We start from the raw sequence: 15,905 nt of genomic DNA, 5'->3' as shown, positions 1-15,905 counted from the left end.
TGGAAGGCGCGCTGAAGAGACGGGTAATCCGGTTGGCCTCAAGCCTTGGGCGTGTTGCAGCGGGCCATTTCTTCGGCCGCCAGCTCGCCCTTGGGGGTGGCAAACTTGTTGATCGTGCCGACCTTGGCGGCGAGCTTGGTGCACACCACCACCGGGCGGGCAGTGTCTGCGCCGGCCGAGCAGGTGTCACCGGCGCAGCTCCACAGCACATCGCCCAGCATCAGCTTGGCAGGCTTGGCGACCGGCGCGGCGAGCGTCACCGAATAATAGGCATTGCTGTCTGCCGCGCGGACGGGCGTCGCGGTCACCGCGAAGGTGGCGGCGGTGCCGAAGAGCGCGAGCACTGCCGGAAGCAGCTGACGAATGGCGCTGTTGCGGGTGGCAATCATGATACTTCCCCTTGGTCTTGTCTGACAACGTGTGCCCGGAAACTGCGGGGTTGGCGGTCCGGACCGAAGCGCGCCCCGTGTTTGAGGGGCCGGCCCGGACCGCCGGGTGGAGAGGATGCGATTTCCGTTGCGAATCGATACCTACTTCATTAGGTTTCGAGTTGCAACTAGAAACTTACATTGCTCTCCGGATTAAGGTATGTAACAAAGCGTCATGGGAAAACTCCGCGAATCCCTCGCCGACCTCGCCGTCTGTGGTCTCCCCGCCGCTCTGGAAGCGATGGGCGAGCGATGGTCCTTCATGATCCTGAGAGCCGCCTTCAACGGGGTGTGCCACTTCGAGGAGTTCCTCGACGCGCTCGGGATCGCCCGCAACATTCTCTCCAACCGGCTCTCCCGGCTGGTCGAGGCAGGCATCCTCAAGCGCGAGCATTGCGCGGATGACCGCCGGCGTATCGAATACCGCCTCACGCCCAAGGGCATGGACCTGCTGCCCGCCATGCTGGCGCTGCGCCAATGGGGGGAGAAGTGGGAAATGAACGTCCCCGCCAATCCCGTCCTGTGCGATTGCCGCGACGGGATGCCGATCCTGCCCATCACCATCCGCGCACACGATGATCGCGTGCTCGAAGGCGCAGACCTGATGTGGCGCGAATGGGCCGACGTCGAGGCCGACAGGCTGGAAGCCGCTTCGCGCCTGCGCGCTGCCAACTGATACCGAAAAAAGCGGGTCGCCGCCTGGCCGGTCCCGGGGGCAGGAACACTCGGCTTGGCAGCGACCCTTCACGGCGGCAGCGGCTGGGACTGATTGCCTGCTGCGTCACACGTTTCGTGAACCGGTATCGTTCAGCGCGCGGCGACCTTGACGGTGCTGGAGCGCGCGCCCCGATCCGCCATCGCCCGCTGCGCGGACTGGACCGCATTGCGATAGCAGCGACGCGCTTCCATCGTCTCGGCGAGCGGGTGCGGACCGTAGTTGGCTTCGCACACCGCAGCGGCGGCGCGGCGCAGGCGGGCGTCGAACTTGGCCTGGCCGGCGGCGGTCGAAAGATCAAGATCGGCGTACTGCACCAGGCGATGCTTGACGACCGCGTCGGAGGAAGTCTCGGCCGGGGCGGCAGGGCTGGCGAAGGCGGGCTGGGCGGCAAACACCAGGCCGGCAAGGCCCGCGGCGATCAGAGCGTTCTTGAACATGGCAGTTTCCTTAGCTTGGGTTGCACTTGTTGCCGTGCCGCTGCGGGCGGTCCGGCGGAGAGCGGTGGTTGGGCTGGCAGGTCCGTTGTGGGAGCCTCGCCACCGCCGCATGACTATTCTGCTAGGTGATTTGCGTGATCGCCGCGCGCCACGCTCGACAGGGCTCTCCATCGCGCCGACAAACCGCCGCCGAGCCCGACAAACGGCTGATCCTGCTCCACGAGCGACAGGTCATGCCGCGCGCCGGCGTGACAGACCGGCAGCGGCCCCCTATCGTCGGGAGGCATGGCGATTCTGATCATCTTCCTGCTCGGCGTCGGAAACTTCGCCCTGCACCAGGCGATCATGGACAGTGGCCATCCGCTGCTGGACCAGATGCCGTGGTTCTACCACGCGCTCAGTTCGCGTTTTTCGCTGGTCGTGGAGTTCCTGATGCTGCTGGGCGGGCTGCTCCTCGCCTCCGAAGGCGTGGCATGGGGCGCGCTCGCCTATCTGGCCTACAGCCTGCTCAATGCGTTTTCAGCTTGGCTTATCCTCTCCGGGAAGGTCTAGGCAGGATGCCATGATCCGCCTGTTCCACATCAGTGACGTGCACTTCGGGCTCGAGGACACGGCCGCGCTCGATTGGGTCGCGGCGTGCGTCGCGCGGGAACGGCCGGATGCCGTCGCGATCACCGGCGACCTCACCATGCGCGCGCGGCACCGAGAGTTTGCGGCGGCAGCGGCGTGGATCCGCGGGCTGGGGGTGCCAGTCACCGTCGAGGTGGGGAACCACGACCTTCCCTATTTCAACCTCGCCGAACGCTTTTTCGATCCTTATCGCCGCTTCCGTACGCTTCAGGGCGCGGTGGAGCACGGCATTGCCCTGCCCGGCCTCGCGGTCGTCCCGCTCAAGACCACCGCCCGTGCGCAACTGCGGCTCAACTGGTCCAAAGGCCGCGTCAGCGAGCGGAGCCTTTCCACCTGCCTCGCTGCACTCGACGCGCTGCCAGCGGGCACCCGCGCCCTCGTCGCCTGCCACCACCCGCTGGTCGAGACCGGTACCCGCGGCAAGGCGCTCACCCGCGGCGGTTCGCGCGCTTTGGCGGCGCTGGCCCGGCGCGGCGTGCTGGGCGTGCTCTCGGGCCACGTGCACGATTCGTTTGATATCATGCACCCCACGGCGAACGGCCCCGTGCGCATGATCGGCGCGGGAACCCTGTCGCAGCGCCTGCGTGCAACGCCTGCGGGCTTCAACGAACTGATCATCGATGAAGGCGGATTGCGTGTTCACATGCGCCACGCGGCGATGCCCGGCGCCTAAGCATCATTGCTTATAATTAAAGTTATAGTTTGTCTTATCTTATTCGATATGGCTATGACCAATATCGTTCATCCCCGAACGGCAGTTTTTTTACCATTCCGGTCGGAAAGCGTCGCAATATAGCCTATTCAATATTGCAGAACGTGTCTGAAAATTAACGTTCTGTTCCGCCGAATCCGCAACCCGGCAGAGCTATTCTATAGGGAAGCGCAGGATTCGGCGTCCGCGGCCATGCGCCGCAGGTGCAATCACTCCGCAAAGCCACATTAGACAACCCCTCCACGATGGTCATATATGCTTTCCTATAGTTCGATAGGAACCTGGTTGGATTCGGCGACGGAAGTGCCGGCCGACGCACTCATGCAAACGGAGGCAGCGTTGCCTGACACCGCCTTTGTTTCCGATGATCGGCCTTACATGCAATCCAGACCCAGCCAGATCCGCTACCTTTCCATGAACGATCTTCACCGCGATACCCGCGATGCCTGGATGCTGAGCGCTTTCGATGCGGTCGAGCAGCACACGTTCGTCGATCTGGAGACACGGTTTTTGTCGATCGCGGAAGAGGATTACGAAGCCCTGATCATCGGCGGCAACGATCCGGTGCGTGCCGCGCGCTTCCTGCGCATCAATCGCCCGATCCTCGCGCGCAAGGTCAAGATCGCCCTGATGCACGGCAGCCTTGCGAGCAAGCGGGCCAAGGCCCTGAATGCCGGGTTCGACGACGTGTTCGACAGCGCGCGGATGTCGCCCGAAGAGGCCAAGGCGCGCTGCGCGGTGATCCTTGCCCGCTATCAGGCCGCGGCGCAGCAGGCGCGCGCCGAGCAGGAGCTGGCAAGCTCGCTCGACCGGATTGCCCACGTCCATCTGCTCGGCAAGCGCGAACGGCAATTGCTGACCTTGCTGGTGGGCCGCATCGGAGAGCCGGTCTCCCATTACAAACTCAGGACCGAACTCAGCCGGGGCAATGACGAGCTCTCGTACAACTATCTCAAGGTGCTCGCCTCGAACTTGCGCGCCAAGCTCAAGCCGCCCTACGTCCTCGTTCCGGGCGGGCAGGGATCGTACAAGATTACCAGCGCCTAGGGCACTTTCCGACCAATCCGGCCCACTGTGACGGAGCCGATTCTGCATTTGATTCAGCGCGACATTGACTTTTCGGCAAGGGACACCCATATCGACAAGGCTATCGTCGCCTGCGACGGATTTTCTTGAACCGGATTCTGGTCCGGGCCGAATTTTCCCCTCTCACGCCACCAGCACCGGCTGCACTGTTTGCTGCCGCGTACCCTGTTCCTGTGAAAGGGGCCAAGATGCCCGCAGACTACCGCCTACGTCGCCTCGCCACTCCTGCCCGTCCTGTGGAGGGCTGAGCTATGGCGAAGGAAGACGTGATGACCCTCGACGGCCAGATCGACGAGATCCTGCCCGACGGACGCTTCGGCGTGATGCTGGAAAACGAACACCGCATCATCGCCTACACCGCAGGCAAGATGCGCAAGTTCCGGATCCGCTCGATCGTGGGTGACCGCGTGAAAGTGGAAATGACGCCCTACGACCTCACCAAGGGTCGCATCGTCTTCCGCGAAAAGGTCGCCGGTGGTGGCGGCGGCGCGTTCAAGAAGCGCCGCTAGCACTTCGCACAACTCCAGAGGCTGCCCAGGTGCGCAGGATGTCCTGCAGCGCCCTCGCCTCGCATATCTTCAACATATCGGCGCGCGCTGCGCGCCAGGGATTTTCATGACACCGATTTTGAACACCACGCACGCCTTCACGATCAGCCACAGCTTTCTCCCGGCCCGCCGGGCATCGCGGCCAGACCACCGCAGCGCGCCGACCCGGCGCACCTCGCCGGTGCTGACACCGCAGGAATTGCGGCAGATCGTCCAGCAGATGGTCGACTGACCCAAGCCGAGACTGCAACGAAAAAGGCCCCCGGTCCGCGATTGAAATCGGGGACCGGGGGCCTTTTCTTTGCAGGTTCCGTGCGCTTACTTGGCGGCTTCGCTCGCCTCGGCGCTGGCATCCGCCGCAGGCGCGGAGGCGTCTGCAGCCGGAGCCGCAGCCGCTTCGGCGGCGGGGAGCGGCAGGCTGCTGCCCTGCGAATTGAGATAGAGAATCACATCGGCGCGCTGCTGCGCATCGCCGATGCCGGCGAACGACATCTTGGTGCCGGTCGCGTACTTGGCGGGCGAGGTCAGCCATTCATCGAGGCTGGCGAAATCCCACTTGCCGCCCTTGGCCTTGAGCGCATCGGAGAAGGCATAGCCACCGCGCCCGGCGGCCTGGGCCTCACCCACCACGCCCCACAGATTCGGGCCAATGCCGTTGGCCCCGCCCTGCGCGATCGTGTGGCAGGCCTTGCACTTGGCGAAGGTGGCTTCACCCTTGGCGACATCGGCCTTGGCGAGGCGGTTGGCGATCGGCTCGGCAACAGCGGCGCCCGCGCCGCCCTCGGCCTCGACGCCTTCGATCACATAGCCCATCTTTTCCGGACGGTGTTCCTTGTCGGCCAGAAAGTAGTGGCCCGAAAGGCTAGAAAGCCCCAGCGCAACGATGCCGCCGAACAAGGTCCAACCGGCAATGGTATTGAAACGATCGTCCATTCCGAGCCCCATATGGAGTTTGCACGGCCCGCGCGCCGCGTGAATTTTCGCCGTCGCTCTAGTCACGCCCCCGCGCGTGCGCAAGAGCGATTGCAATGGGTTGTCCGATAAGAAACGCTTAGTCGCATATGGTTGGCGGCTGCAAAAGCGCCTTGTCCCGCCCGCGCAGGGAGCTTAAGCGCCTCGTTCCATGGCCAGCTACCCCGCCCCCGCCGCCCGCCTCGTCGCCGAGATGACCGCCGCCGCCGCCGCCGACCCGGCGCGCGCGGTTGCGTTTCAGGGTGCACCGGGCGCCAATTCGCACCGCGCCGCGCTGGAAGCGCTGCCGTATTGCCTGCCGCTGCCCTGCTTCTCGTTCGAGGATGCGCTTGAGGCGGTGAAGGACGGCCGTGCCGGACAAGCGATCATTCCGATCGAGAATTCACAGCATGGCCGCGTCGCCGATATCCACTTTCTCCTGCCCGAAAGCGGCCTCTCGATCGTCGGCGAGCATTTCATGCCGATCCACGCCTGCCTGATGGGCCTCGGCACCGGGCCCTTCACCAGTGCCTACAGCCACCCGCAGGCGCTCGGCCAGTCGCGCCACTACCTGCGGACACGGGGCATCGTGCCGATGTCCTATGCCGATACCGCGGGCGCCGCCGCCTACGTCGCCGAACTCGGCGATCCGGCCGCCGCGGCCATCGCGCCGCGCATCGCAGCCGAACTCTATGGCCTCACGCTGGTCGAGGAGAACATCGAGGACGCCCACGACAACATGACCCGCTTCGTCATGCTGTCGCGCGAGCCGCTCGAGCTGTCCACGATTACCGGCCCCGCGATCACCACCTTCGTGTTCGAGGTGCGCAACATCCCCGCCGCGCTCTACAAGGCGCTCGGCGGTTTCGCGACCAACGGCGTCAACATGACCAAGCTGGAGAGCTACCAGCGCGGCGCGAGCTTTGCCGCCACCGCCTTCTTCGCCGATATCGTCGGCGCGCCCGGTGAACCTGCCGTCGACCGCGCCTTCGAGGAGCTCACCTTCTTCGCCAAGGACCTGCGCATGCTCGGCACCTATCCGCTCGAGCGGGTACGCGGCTAACCGCCTGAAAGGGCACGGCGCACACGCCAAAGCGGCGCGATAATCGCTTGCCCGATCCCCGCGCGCCATGCGACCACTGCGCGCGTGGCAGGAGGACCGGGACCGGATAGCGCCGATGCAGGCGAACGCGCCTGGCAAGCGGCGCGCGCCATGCGCGACATCCAGTACGCCCCGGTCCCGCCCTACAAGGTGCCCCGCAGCGAACCGCCCGAATGGCTGGTCGCGATCATGCGCTTCCTCGCCAAGCTGTTTGAACCGCTGGGCCAGTTGCTCGGCACGGGATGGGGTGCGGTCGAGATCGTGCTCGCCGCATTGGCCGCACTCGGTGCGGTGTGGATCCTCTGGACGCTCTACCAGCGCTGGCAGTTGACCCGCGCGCTCACCCAGCCCGAACACGAAACACCGGTGATTGACCGCGCCGCCGCGCTCGCGCTGCTCGAGGATGCCGATGCGCTCGCGGCCGAGGGCCGGTTCGACGAGGCGGTCCACCTCCTGCTCCAGCGCAGTGTGCACCTGATTGCCGCCGCCCGGCCGGATTGGCTCTCCCCCTCCAGTACTGCGCGCGAGATCGGCTCGATCCCGGGCCTGCCCACCGCCGCCCGGCAGGCCTTCACGCTGATCGCCCGCGAGGTCGAACGCAGCCTCTATGCCTTGCGCGCCCTCGCCGCGGAGGACTGGCACCGCGCGCGCGAGGCCTATGCCGCCTTCGCGCTGCAGAAGATCGCATCCGCACGATGAGCGCCCCGGCAGAACCTTTCGGCAAGGGCACGTCGCTCGGCATCGTGCTGATCGGCGCGCTGGCCTTCATAGCCGTGCTCTACTGGCTCGGCACCGGCGGCGGGGCGACCAACAACGGCGGCGGACATGCGGCTGGGCGCGGGCTCAACGGCTATGCCGGGCTCGCCGCGATGATCGAGGCCGACGGTGTCATCGTCACCCGCGCGCGCAGCAAGGATGCGCTCAAGCATCCGGGCCTCCTCGTGCTGACGCCGCCCGCCGGCGCCAAGGGCAGCGACATTGCCGAGATCGTCGAGGCGCGCCGCACCATCGGCCCGACCCTCGTCGTCACACCCAAGTGGCGCGCCTTCCCTGACATCGCCAACCCCGCCAGCAAGCGCGGCTGGACCCGGATCGACGGCATCGAACCGCCCGAATGGAAAGGCTATCACGACGACATCGGGGTCGGTCTGGCCAAGTTTGCAGCGCATGGCTGGAAGGGGACGGGCGCCTTTTCCGGTCTGTCCGGCAGGCTGCCCGATGATCGCACCGTATTGGCTGGCACCGGCCCCGGCCTCCAGGCGCTCGTCCAGACCGGAGACGGTCGGATTCTTGCGGGCTATCTCACCGGCGACGGCAGCAATACCGCGCTCGAAAAGTGGATCGGCATGGAGCGCGATCCTGGCGGCGATCCTGACGAGAAGGCCGCCAATGACAGCTTCACGTCGAGCTTTCCGGTGGTGCTGGTGTTCGAGCCGGACCTGCTCGACAACTGGGGCCTCGCCGACAAGCAGACGGGCCTCATGGCGCGCCGCCTCCTCTATGCAGCCGCTGGCGGGAAGCCGCCCATCGTCACCTTCGATCTCACGCTCAATGGCCTCGGCGCGAGCCGCAACTTGCTCACCCTCGCCTTCGAACCGCCGTTCCTTGCTGCCACGCTGTGCTTCTTCATGGCGCTGTTCGCCGCCGGCTGGCGCAGTTTCAACCGCTTCGGCCCCGCCCGCCTGGGGACCCGCGAGATTCCGCTAGGCAAGACCGTGCTGGTGCGCAACACCGCCGGCCTCATCCGCCGCGCCCGGCGGCTGCGCCTCATCGCCGCACCTTATGCCGATGCCTCGCGTGAGCGGCTGGTCCTTGCGCTCGGCCTGCCGCGCGGCCGTCCGCCGGCCGAAACCGAAGCCGCGATCGACCGCCTGCAAACCCGGCTCGACCAGACCGGGCCGCGCTATTCCGAACTTGCCGCCCGCCTGCGCGCGGCCCGCCGCTCCGCGGACGTGGTGCAGCGCGCAGCTGCCCTGCAACGCCTTGAAAGGGACCTCACCGAATGACTCTTGAAGAAGTCCGCGCCATGGCCGGCGCCATCCGCGCCGAAGTGGCCAAGGCCGTCGTCGGGCAGGACGGGGTCGTCGATCACTTGCTGATCGCCCTGCTCGCGGGCGGCCATGTGCTGCTCGAAGGCCCGCCGGGCACTGCCAAGACGCTGCTCGCGCAAAGCTTCGCCACCTCGCTCGGGCTGGATTTCGGGCGGATCCAGTTCACGCCGGACCTGATGCCGGGCGATATCCTCGGCTCCAACCTGTTCAACTTCCAGACCAGCCAGTTCACCCTCACGCGCGGGCCGATCTTCCACGAGCTGCTGCTTGGCGATGAAATCAACCGCACCCCGCCCAAGACGCAGGCCGCCCTGCTCGAGGCGATGCAGGAACGCCGTGTCACCCTTGATGGTGAGACGTATGCGCTGTCGGACCGCTTCATGGTGGTCGCGACGCAGAACCCGATCGAGAGTCAGGGCGTCTATCCGCTCCCCGAAGCGCAGCTCGATCGTTTCCTGTTCAAGCTCCTCGTCGATTATCCGAGTGCTGAGGAGGAAGCCCAGATCGTCACGCGCTACGGCGCCGGACGCGGCGCACCCAGCCCCGCCGCACTCGGCGTCAGCGCCGTGACGGCAGGCGATGCGATTGCCGCCGCGGTCACCGCTGTCACCACCGTCACGATGTCCGAAACCGTGGTCGATTACATCGTCCGCCTTGTGCGCGCGACGCGCGAGAGCGCTGATCTTGCCGCCGGTGCCAGCCCGCGCGCGGCCGTGGTCCTTGCCGGCGCCGCCCGCGCCCGCGCCGCGCTCGACGGGCGCGACTATGTCATCCCGGACGACGTGAAGGCGCTCGCCATCGCCGTGCTGCGCCACCGCATGCTGCTCAGCCCGGCCGCGGAAATCGAAGGCCGCGCGGCAGAATCCATCGTAGCCGATCTGATCCAGCGCACCGAAGCGCCGAGATAGCCCTTGGCATTGCGGTGGCCTTTCCCGGTGTTCTACCCTTCGGCGCGCACCGCCGTGCTGCTGGCGCTTGCCGCGCCGCTGGCGCTGGTGATCGCCGCCGCGGCACCGCGCGCGTGGATCGCCGCCCCGGCACTGGGCGCCGCGCTGCTGGTCACGGTCGTGCTCGATGCGCTCCTCGCCCCGGCACTCGCCGGCCTCAAGGTGATCGTGCCCGAAGACGGCGAAGTGGGCGAACCGCTCGCGCTCACCGTGCTGGCCGATTTCCGGATCGAGGCTCCGCGCGCCGCGCCGGTTGCCGCACTCGCGCTCGATCCGCGCCTCGCCCCCGGCGGCCGGCTGGTCGCCCCGCTGGCGCTCGACAGCGGCGCATGGAGCGCACGGATCGAGACGACACCTACCCGGCGCGGGCTTGGTCCGGTCAGCGCGGTATGGCTGCGCTGGGAAGGACCGCTGGGGCTCGCCACCCGGCAGGTGCGGCAGGACCTTGAAGCGGTGATCCGCATCCGCCCAAATATCGCCCCGGTGCGCAGCCCCGCGCTCCAACTGTTCCTGCGCGATGCCCAGTTCGGCATGGTCGCCCGCCGCATCCGGGGTGAGGGCACCGATTTCGAGGCGCTCGCCGAATACGAGCCAGGTATGGACCGCCGCCGCATCGACTGGAAGTCGTCCGCCCGCCACGCCCGGCTCTTTGCCAAGGAGTATGAGACCGAGCGAAACAACCAGATCGTCTTCGCCTTCGATTGCGGGCAGACGATGTGCGAGCCCATTGCCGGCCTCCCGCGCATCGACCGCGCCGTCACCGCCGCGCTCACCACCGCTTGGATAGCGCTGGGCGCGCATGACCGTGTCGCGGTCTACGGGTTTGCCCAGCGACCGCAGGTGCTGAGCCCCTTCGTCACCGCCCCGCGCGAATTTGCCCGCCTGCAGGAAGCCGCCGCCGCACTCGACTACAGCGCCGAGCAGCCCAACTTCACCCTCGCGCTCTCCACCCTCGCGGCGCGGCTGCGGCGGCGTTCGCTCATCGTGGTCTTTTCCGAATTCACCGATCCCACAAGCGCCGAGCTGATGATCGAATCGATGCGCCGCCTGGTCGAGCGGCACCGCGTGATCTTCGTTGTCATGGCCGATGCCGAACTTGCCGATTTCGTCCGCGCGCCTGTCCGCAGCGCGCAGGATGCCGCGATGGCCGTCACCGCCACCACCTTGCAGCACCAGCGCACGCTCGTGCTCCAGCGCTTGCGCCGCGCCGGCATTCTTGTCGTCGAAGCGCCGCACCAGCACATCGGCAACCGGCTGCTTGATGCATACCTCTCTGTCAAACGCGCGGGGAGCCTCGGATGAACGAGCCCGCAGCGCCCTCCCTGCTCGGCCGGCTCGGCGGTTGGTTCAGCCCCGCTGCCAGCGCCGAAATCGCCGCTGCCGAAGACGCCGCACTGCGCTCCGACCGCTTCCGGCTCGAACGCGAGGGCGAATGGAAGCGGCTCGATGCCATCGTCACGCGGATCGAGCGCGGGCGGCTGCGCAGTGTATCGGACGAAGACCTCCTCGCGCTCCCCGCGCTCTATCGCACCGCCGTTTCCAGCCTTGCCGTCGCGCGCGAAACCTCGCTCGATGCCGAAACGCTGGCCTGGCTCGAAGTGCTCACCCGCCGCGCCTGGTTCGTCGTCTATGGCCCGCGCGCCGGGCTCGGCGATTGGCTGCTGCGTTTCTTCGGCGGCGGATGGAGCGCCAGCGTGCGCGCACTTAGCAGCGAGATCCTGATCGCACTGGCGCTGATGGTCTGCGGCACGGTGGCGGGCTGGCTGCTTGTCGCCAGTGATCCCGATTGGTATTACGCCCTGATCCCCGGCGGCATGGCCGATGCGCGCGTGCCGGGCGCCAGCCGCGCCGTGCTTATGGGTACGCTGTTCGGCCAGCAAGGCCAGCAGGGCCTCGCCGTCTTCGCTGCCGCGCTGTTCTCCAACAACGCGCAAGTCGCGATCCTCGCCTTTGCCCTCGGCTTTGCCTTCGGCCTCCCGTCCGCCATGCTACTGATCCAGAACACCGCCACGCTCGGCGCACTGCTCTGGCTGTACCACGGCCAGGGGCTTACGCTGGAGCTGGTCGGCTGGCTTTCGGTCCACGGCACGACCGAGCTTTACGCGATCCTGCTGGCGGGCGCGGCAGGCCTCCATATCGGCCGCGCGATGGCCTTCCCCGGCGAGGCTGCGCTGCTCGATGCCGCCGCGGCCGCCGGGCGCCGCGCCGCGCAGGTCATGGTCGGCGTCGTCCTCATGCTGATCGTGGCGGGCCTGCTCGAAGGCTTTGCCCGCCAGCTGATCGACAACACCGCCGGCCGCCTGATCGTCGGCAGCTTCATGCTGGTGTTCTGGACGGCCTACTTCTTCGTCTGGCGCGGCACGGGGCGAGAGAGCTAGTGGCCAGCCGCGCGCCCAGAACCAGAATGCGCACCCGCATGCGCACCCGCAACCGCACGGTGATCACCCCGGAAGGGGTGGCGCTGCCATTCGTGCTCGCCTCGCGCGGCGCACGGGCCGCCGCGCTCCTCCTCGATCTGGCGATGATCGGCGCCGCAATGATCGCCACCACGCTCACGCTGATCTGGATCGCGGGCGGCATCGGCATCCAGGTCGCCGAGATCGAGACGGCAGCCTCGCCCAAGGCCCGTGCCTTGCAGGCCCTCGTCATCATCTGGATCATCGCGATGTTCCTCTTCCGCAACGCATGGTTCCTGTTCTTCGAGCTCGGTCCGCGCGGCGCCACACCGGGCAAGCGCATCACCGGCATCCGCGTCGCTGCGCGCGGTACCGAACGACTGACGACCGAGGCCGTGATCGCCCGCAACATCGTGCGTGATATCGAGCTGTTCATGCCGATGGTGTTCATCGGCGGGGCCTTCGCGGCGGGCAGCGACACCGATCTTGCCAGCTGGGCGGGCGCGGTCTGGTTCGCGATCTTCGTGCTGTTTCCCTTCTTCAACCGCGATGCCCTGCGCTGCGGCGATGTCATCGCGGGCACCTGGGTCGTCGAAGTCCCGCGCCGCAAGCTGGGCGAGGCGCTATCAGTCAGCGCGCCGGTCGCTGCCGCCGATCAGGCCTTCACCTTCACGCCAGAGGAACTCGCGGTCTACGGCGAGTTCGAGCTCCAGACGCTCGAACGCATGCTGCGCGATGGGCGCGGACCCGCGCTCGACGACGTCGCCGATGCGATCAGCCGCAAGATCGGCCGCCCTTATCCCTATCGCGCGGAGCGGGTGTTCCTCGAATCCTACTATCTCCAGCTGCGCGCTCAGCTCGAGCAGGGCCTGCGCCTCGGCCGGCGCAAGGCTGACAAGCACGCCGCCTGAACAATTCCGCGCCGGACGGTCCCCGGCGCGGAAAGGTTCAACCAGCTTTCAGTTCCGCCATTTCCAGCTGCGCATCAGGGTCGAACCCATCTGGTGGCGATATTTGGCGCGATCCGCCGATGCGGCTTGGAGCTGCGTGTTGGTGGTCGCCATATAAGCGGTGTAGGCGTCCTCGCGCTTCTGCTCCTCGGCCGGATCGGCGAACTTCGCAAAGCGGGTTATGAGGTAGTAGTCGGGCTCGCCCGCACGCTTGAACTCGTTGGTCAGGATTTCGTAGCCGGTGATCCAGCCCTGCTTCACCGCGAAATCCTGCCCCTTGCGCCACATCCCGGCGAGGTGATTGATATATTCGAGGTCGTGGCCGTCATCGACACTGATCATCGAGACGGAGACGTAGTCGCCCGGCACGACCGGGTACTGCTGGGCGCTGACCGCGACCGGGGCGGCGCAAGCGAGTGCGACCGCAGCCATGGCGGCAAAACGAAGCGATTTCATGCGACATCCTCCTGAGAAAGCGCACCAGGGTGCGCCATTGGTTTCAGCCGGGCAGTCGGGCGAACCGTTATGTCTCAATGTCAGGCGGGCGGACGCTGCGCCCCTTGGGCAGCATAGTCAATCAACCAAATATGCCGACTTCGCGGCGCCCTTCGCTGTCCGCACGGCCCCGGAACATCCCCGGCGTGGTAAAGGCAAAGCCCGTCTCGCCAGCGGGCGTCACATAGATCACCCCGCCAACGCCGCCCATCGCGCCGACTTCGCCGAGCACCGCCTCGGTCGCCGCCTGCGGCCCCTCGCCGCCAAGGCGCATCCGCGCGCAGATCTCGTGCGCCACGGCGGCGCGAATGAACTGCTCGCCCGAGCCGGTGCAGCTCACCGCTGCCGCGCGGTCGTCGGCATAAGTCCCCGCGCCGATCAGCGGCGAGTCCCCGATGCGCCCCCAGCGCTTGCCCGTCAGCCCTCCGGTCGAGGTCGCCGCCGCGACGTGGCCCGAGGCGTCCACCGCCACCGCGCCGACAGTGCCGTACTTCAGACCCGCATCGAACCAGCCGAGCTTCTTTGCCTTCAGTTCCTGCAATTGCTGCCAGCGCGCCTCTGTGGCGAACCAGTCCGGATCGACCTGCTCCACCCCTTGCTCGCGCGCGAATTCCTCCGCCCCCGCGCCGCTCAGGAACACGTGCGGGCTCTTCTCCATCACCGTGCGCGCGAGGTTCACCGGATTGCGCGTATGCGTCACCCCGCAGACTGCACCCGCGCCGCGCGTGGCGCCCTCCATCACCGCCGCATCGAGCTCGTTGGTGCCGTGATAGGTGAACACCGCGCCGCGCCCCGCGTTGAAATGCGGATCATCCTCCAGCGCGGACACGGCAGCGCAAACGGCATCCAGCGCCGATCCCCCCGCCTTGAGCACCGCAGTCCCCGCATCGAGCGCCACGCCCAGCGCCGCCTCGTGTGCTTGGGCCCCGGCGGCATCCATCGTCTCGGGCGTCATCGAACCGGCCCCGCCGTGGATGGCGATGGCCCAGCGGCTTTCACTTGTATCCGTCATGGCGAACGCGATAGCAGATCGTCCCGGCAAGACCAGCGGGGGGCACATGATCGAAGGCCTGGAAATCACCGAAGACGACCTGTCGGGCACGGACGTGCAGGCGCATGTCGCGCTCCACCTCGGCGGCATGCATGCGGAAAGCCCGGCAGACAAAGTCCACGCCCTGCCGCTCGACAAGCTGCGCCAACCCGGCGTCACCTTCTACACCGCCCGCGTAAACGGCGCGCTCGCCGCGATGGGTGCGATCAAGCGCCTCGACGAAACCCACGGCGAACTCAAGTCCATGCGCGCCGCGCCGGAATGGCGCGGCAAGGGCGTGGGCGAGGCGATGCTGGTGCACTTGCTCCGCGTGGCGCAAGGACGCGGCTACACCCGCGTGAGCCTCGAAACCGGCCGCACCGAAGCTTTCGCACCCGCCGTCGCTCTCTACCGCAAATACGGCTTTGAGGAATGCGAGGCTTTTGCCGATTATGTGGTGGATGATTTCAGCCAGTGCCTGACGCTGGCGCTGTGACTAAGGCGACGAGAGCCAGCGCATCGAATTGATGTAGTAGCTGGCGATCGCCTTGCCCTCGCTGTCCAGCGCCGGCGAGAACCGCGCGCCCTTGAGCAGGATGTCGCAAGTCGTCTTCGCGATCTCGGCCGCGAGGGTGGCATTCTGGATAAAGCACTGAGTGGGTTTGCCTTGTGGGTCCACCATCAGCCGGAAGCGGATCACCGCACTCTGCCCATCGAGGACAGCGCGCGGCATCGCCTTCATCGTGCGAACCCACTCGGTCGGGGTATTGATCGGCGCGGCGCGCTTCTTGAGCGCGGCCTGTTGCTCTGGATCGAAGCCCCAGTCACGGACAAGATCCTTCAGGCATTTTCGCATCGCCGCCAGCGGCTGCCCCAGCGATTGCGTATGGAGCGTCAGCGTCTGGGTGCTGGTCCTGATCTGCAGCTCCTTGATGGCGGCTTCCTGTTCAGGCGTCGTCCGGAAGACAAACCTGGTCTCGGTGTCCGGTCCCTTGACGAAGGGCCGGTTCAGCAGGTCACGGGCGCCCATCATCAGGATCGGATCGCGATCTGCCCCGATGATCCCGATGAGCGCGTCGCTGAACTTGCCCGCGCCGAGGTCTGGTCCGAAGCTCGTCGCCGCCGGAACCTTGAGGACACGCGCGCGCGCGAACTTCTTCCCGACCAGCGACACGTCGACCCGGTCGGCTGGCTGGAACTGATCGAGGATCAGCACGACCTGTTCGTCACCCTCGCCAAACGTCCGCGCGAGGCGGCACGAATCATTGGCGTAATTGAGGACCCACTTGTCCTTGGGCTCAAGAACGGCGTCCGCCTCGGCCCAGGCGGCAGCCGCCGAACCGAGCGAGAGCAGGATCGCCAGACAGGCAACGGCGGGGCGGTTCATGGCAGAAAAGGTATCAAGACTAGCCACCTGCACAAAC

Annotated in this window: 20 protein-coding genes; 14 read left to right on the top strand and 6 right to left on the bottom strand. The window is 66.8% G+C overall.

Features of this window, described 5'->3' with window-relative positions; translation table 11 throughout:
• Positions 1 to 38: 38 nt before the first annotated feature.
• A complete protein-coding gene (locus Q0082_RS06040; protein ID WP_298190866.1) occupies positions 39 to 389 on the bottom strand; it encodes a hypothetical protein in 351 nt (116 codons plus the stop codon).
• 214 nt (positions 390 to 603) lie between these two features.
• On the opposite strand from Q0082_RS06040, the gene Q0082_RS06035 reads away from it, so the two are divergent.
• Entirely contained in the window at positions 604 to 1,104 is a 501-nt protein-coding gene (locus tag Q0082_RS06035) for a helix-turn-helix domain-containing protein (protein WP_298190864.1), read from the top strand.
• A 131-nt stretch (positions 1,105 to 1,235) separates the two neighbouring features.
• On the opposite strand, the gene Q0082_RS06030 is transcribed toward Q0082_RS06035, so the two are convergent.
• Entirely contained in the window at positions 1,236 to 1,583 is a 348-nt protein-coding gene (locus Q0082_RS06030; RefSeq protein WP_298190862.1) for a UrcA family protein, read from the bottom strand.
• Positions 1,584 to 1,868: 285 nt separating this feature from the next.
• On the opposite strand from Q0082_RS06030, the gene Q0082_RS06025 reads away from it, so the two are divergent.
• The 5 genes from Q0082_RS06025 (at position 1,869) to Q0082_RS06005 (ending at position 4,791) form a co-directional block, all read left to right on the top strand.
• The gene (locus tag Q0082_RS06025; RefSeq protein WP_298190860.1) at positions 1,869 to 2,135 is read left to right on the top strand and encodes a hypothetical protein; all 267 of its coding nucleotides are present in this window, start codon (positions 1,869 to 1,871) and stop codon (positions 2,133 to 2,135) included.
• Positions 2,136 to 2,145: 10 nt separating this feature from the next.
• Entirely contained in the window at positions 2,146 to 2,886 is a 741-nt protein-coding gene (locus Q0082_RS06020) for a metallophosphoesterase (protein ID WP_298190859.1), read from the top strand.
• Positions 2,887 to 3,339: 453 nt separating this feature from the next.
• Positions 3,340 to 3,972, top strand: a complete 633-nt coding sequence (locus Q0082_RS06015; protein WP_298190858.1) for a winged helix-turn-helix domain-containing protein — start codon at positions 3,340 to 3,342, stop codon at positions 3,970 to 3,972.
• 290 nt (positions 3,973 to 4,262) lie between these two features.
• Positions 4,263 to 4,520, top strand: coding sequence for a translation initiation factor IF-1 (gene infA / locus Q0082_RS06010; RefSeq protein WP_298190857.1), 258 nt, complete (start codon positions 4,263 to 4,265; stop codon positions 4,518 to 4,520).
• A 106-nt stretch (positions 4,521 to 4,626) separates the two neighbouring features.
• Positions 4,627 to 4,791: a hypothetical protein gene (locus tag Q0082_RS06005; protein WP_298190856.1), complete on the top strand. Its 165-nt coding sequence runs from the start codon at positions 4,627 to 4,629 to the stop codon at positions 4,789 to 4,791.
• Between the two features lie 86 nt (positions 4,792 to 4,877).
• On the opposite strand, the gene Q0082_RS06000 is transcribed toward Q0082_RS06005, so the two are convergent.
• Complete coding sequence (locus tag Q0082_RS06000; protein ID WP_298190855.1) at positions 4,878 to 5,492, bottom strand: cytochrome c family protein; 615 nt, start codon at positions 5,490 to 5,492, stop codon at positions 4,878 to 4,880.
• 190 nt (positions 5,493 to 5,682) lie between these two features.
• Between Q0082_RS06000 and Q0082_RS05995 the strand changes: the two genes are divergently transcribed.
• The 7 genes from Q0082_RS05995 (at position 5,683) to Q0082_RS05965 (ending at position 12,917) form a co-directional block, all read left to right on the top strand.
• Positions 5,683 to 6,573 (top strand): prephenate dehydratase, encoded by an 891-nt coding sequence (locus Q0082_RS05995; RefSeq protein ID WP_298190854.1) that lies wholly within the window; start codon positions 5,683 to 5,685, stop codon positions 6,571 to 6,573.
• Between the two features lie 84 nt (positions 6,574 to 6,657).
• Positions 6,658 to 7,311, top strand: a complete 654-nt coding sequence (locus Q0082_RS05990) for a hypothetical protein (protein ID WP_298190853.1) — start codon at positions 6,658 to 6,660, stop codon at positions 7,309 to 7,311.
• Positions 7,308 to 8,618: a DUF4350 domain-containing protein gene (locus Q0082_RS05985; protein ID WP_298190852.1), complete on the top strand. Its 1,311-nt coding sequence runs from the start codon at positions 7,308 to 7,310 to the stop codon at positions 8,616 to 8,618. Before Q0082_RS05990 ends, Q0082_RS05985 begins: the two co-directional genes overlap by 4 nt.
• Positions 8,615 to 9,571: a MoxR family ATPase gene (locus Q0082_RS05980; RefSeq protein ID WP_298190850.1), complete on the top strand. Its 957-nt coding sequence runs from the start codon at positions 8,615 to 8,617 to the stop codon at positions 9,569 to 9,571. The genes Q0082_RS05985 and Q0082_RS05980 overlap by 4 nt, the downstream gene beginning before the upstream one ends.
• 9 nt (positions 9,572 to 9,580) lie before the next feature.
• Positions 9,581 to 10,912, top strand: a complete 1,332-nt coding sequence (locus Q0082_RS05975) for a DUF58 domain-containing protein (protein ID WP_298190849.1) — start codon at positions 9,581 to 9,583, stop codon at positions 10,910 to 10,912.
• Entirely contained in the window at positions 10,909 to 11,988 is a 1,080-nt protein-coding gene (locus Q0082_RS05970; protein ID WP_298190848.1) for a stage II sporulation protein M, read from the top strand. The genes Q0082_RS05975 and Q0082_RS05970 overlap by 4 nt, the downstream gene beginning before the upstream one ends.
• Before the next feature lie 38 nt (positions 11,989 to 12,026).
• Positions 12,027 to 12,917 (top strand): RDD family protein, encoded by an 891-nt coding sequence (locus tag Q0082_RS05965; RefSeq protein ID WP_298190847.1) that lies wholly within the window; start codon positions 12,027 to 12,029, stop codon positions 12,915 to 12,917.
• Positions 12,918 to 12,965: 48 nt separating this feature from the next.
• Here the strand turns inward: Q0082_RS05965 and Q0082_RS05960 are convergent, their stop codons facing one another.
• Entirely contained in the window at positions 12,966 to 13,412 is a 447-nt protein-coding gene (locus tag Q0082_RS05960) for a hypothetical protein (protein ID WP_298190846.1), read from the bottom strand.
• A 121-nt stretch (positions 13,413 to 13,533) separates the two neighbouring features.
• Positions 13,534 to 14,463 carry an isoaspartyl peptidase/L-asparaginase family protein gene (locus Q0082_RS05955; RefSeq protein ID WP_298190845.1) on the bottom strand — a complete coding sequence of 310 codons (930 nt, stop codon included), beginning with the start codon at positions 14,461 to 14,463 and terminating at the stop codon, positions 13,534 to 13,536.
• Between the two features lie 46 nt (positions 14,464 to 14,509).
• Here Q0082_RS05955 and Q0082_RS05950 point away from each other — a divergent pair, with 46 nt between their 5' ends.
• Positions 14,510 to 14,977, top strand: coding sequence for a GNAT family N-acetyltransferase (locus Q0082_RS05950; RefSeq protein WP_298190923.1), 468 nt, complete (start codon positions 14,510 to 14,512; stop codon positions 14,975 to 14,977).
• On the opposite strand, the gene Q0082_RS05945 is transcribed toward Q0082_RS05950, so the two are convergent.
• Complete coding sequence (locus tag Q0082_RS05945) at positions 14,978 to 15,868, bottom strand: hypothetical protein (RefSeq protein ID WP_298190844.1); 891 nt, start codon at positions 15,866 to 15,868, stop codon at positions 14,978 to 14,980.
• Positions 15,869 to 15,905: the final 37 nt, after the last annotated feature.

The sequence above is a fragment of the Novosphingobium sp. genome, assembly GCF_027489515.1.
Taxonomy (GTDB): domain Bacteria; phylum Pseudomonadota; class Alphaproteobacteria; order Sphingomonadales; family Sphingomonadaceae; genus Novosphingobium.
This window is presented reverse-complemented; position numbering and strand designations above follow the sequence as displayed.

Excerpts from the sequence above, each read along its gene's own strand:
- infA (WP_298190857.1), top strand. The coding sequence starts at position 4,263 with ATGGCGAAGGAAGACGTGATGACCCTCGACGGCCAGATCGACGAGATC.
- Q0082_RS05945 (WP_298190844.1), bottom strand. The coding sequence starts at position 15,868 with ATGAACCGCCCCGCCGTTGCCTGTCTGGCGATCCTGCTCTCGCTCGGT.
- Q0082_RS05980 (WP_298190850.1), top strand. The coding sequence starts at position 8,615 with ATGACTCTTGAAGAAGTCCGCGCCATGGCCGGCGCCATCCGCGCCGAA.
- Q0082_RS05955 (WP_298190845.1), bottom strand. The coding sequence starts at position 14,463 with ATGACGGATACAAGTGAAAGCCGCTGGGCCATCGCCATCCACGGCGGG.
- Q0082_RS06030 (WP_298190862.1), bottom strand. The coding sequence starts at position 1,583 with ATGTTCAAGAACGCTCTGATCGCCGCGGGCCTTGCCGGCCTGGTGTTT.
- Q0082_RS05950 (WP_298190923.1), top strand. The coding sequence starts at position 14,510 with ATGATCGAAGGCCTGGAAATCACCGAAGACGACCTGTCGGGCACGGAC.
- Q0082_RS06035 (WP_298190864.1), top strand. The coding sequence starts at position 604 with ATGGGAAAACTCCGCGAATCCCTCGCCGACCTCGCCGTCTGTGGTCTC.
- Q0082_RS05965 (WP_298190847.1), top strand. The coding sequence starts at position 12,027 with ATGCGCACCCGCAACCGCACGGTGATCACCCCGGAAGGGGTGGCGCTG.
- Q0082_RS06015 (WP_298190858.1), top strand. The coding sequence starts at position 3,340 with ATGAACGATCTTCACCGCGATACCCGCGATGCCTGGATGCTGAGCGCT.
- Q0082_RS06000 (WP_298190855.1), bottom strand. The coding sequence starts at position 5,492 with ATGGACGATCGTTTCAATACCATTGCCGGTTGGACCTTGTTCGGCGGC.
- Q0082_RS06020 (WP_298190859.1), top strand. The coding sequence starts at position 2,146 with ATGATCCGCCTGTTCCACATCAGTGACGTGCACTTCGGGCTCGAGGAC.
- Q0082_RS05960 (WP_298190846.1), bottom strand. The coding sequence starts at position 13,412 with ATGAAATCGCTTCGTTTTGCCGCCATGGCTGCGGTCGCACTCGCTTGC.
- Q0082_RS05995 (WP_298190854.1), top strand. The coding sequence starts at position 5,683 with ATGGCCAGCTACCCCGCCCCCGCCGCCCGCCTCGTCGCCGAGATGACC.
- Q0082_RS05970 (WP_298190848.1), top strand. The coding sequence starts at position 10,909 with ATGAACGAGCCCGCAGCGCCCTCCCTGCTCGGCCGGCTCGGCGGTTGG.
- Q0082_RS06005 (WP_298190856.1), top strand. The coding sequence starts at position 4,627 with ATGACACCGATTTTGAACACCACGCACGCCTTCACGATCAGCCACAGC.
- Q0082_RS06025 (WP_298190860.1), top strand. The coding sequence starts at position 1,869 with ATGGCGATTCTGATCATCTTCCTGCTCGGCGTCGGAAACTTCGCCCTG.
- Q0082_RS05985 (WP_298190852.1), top strand. The coding sequence starts at position 7,308 with ATGAGCGCCCCGGCAGAACCTTTCGGCAAGGGCACGTCGCTCGGCATC.
- Q0082_RS06040 (WP_298190866.1), bottom strand. The coding sequence starts at position 389 with ATGATTGCCACCCGCAACAGCGCCATTCGTCAGCTGCTTCCGGCAGTG.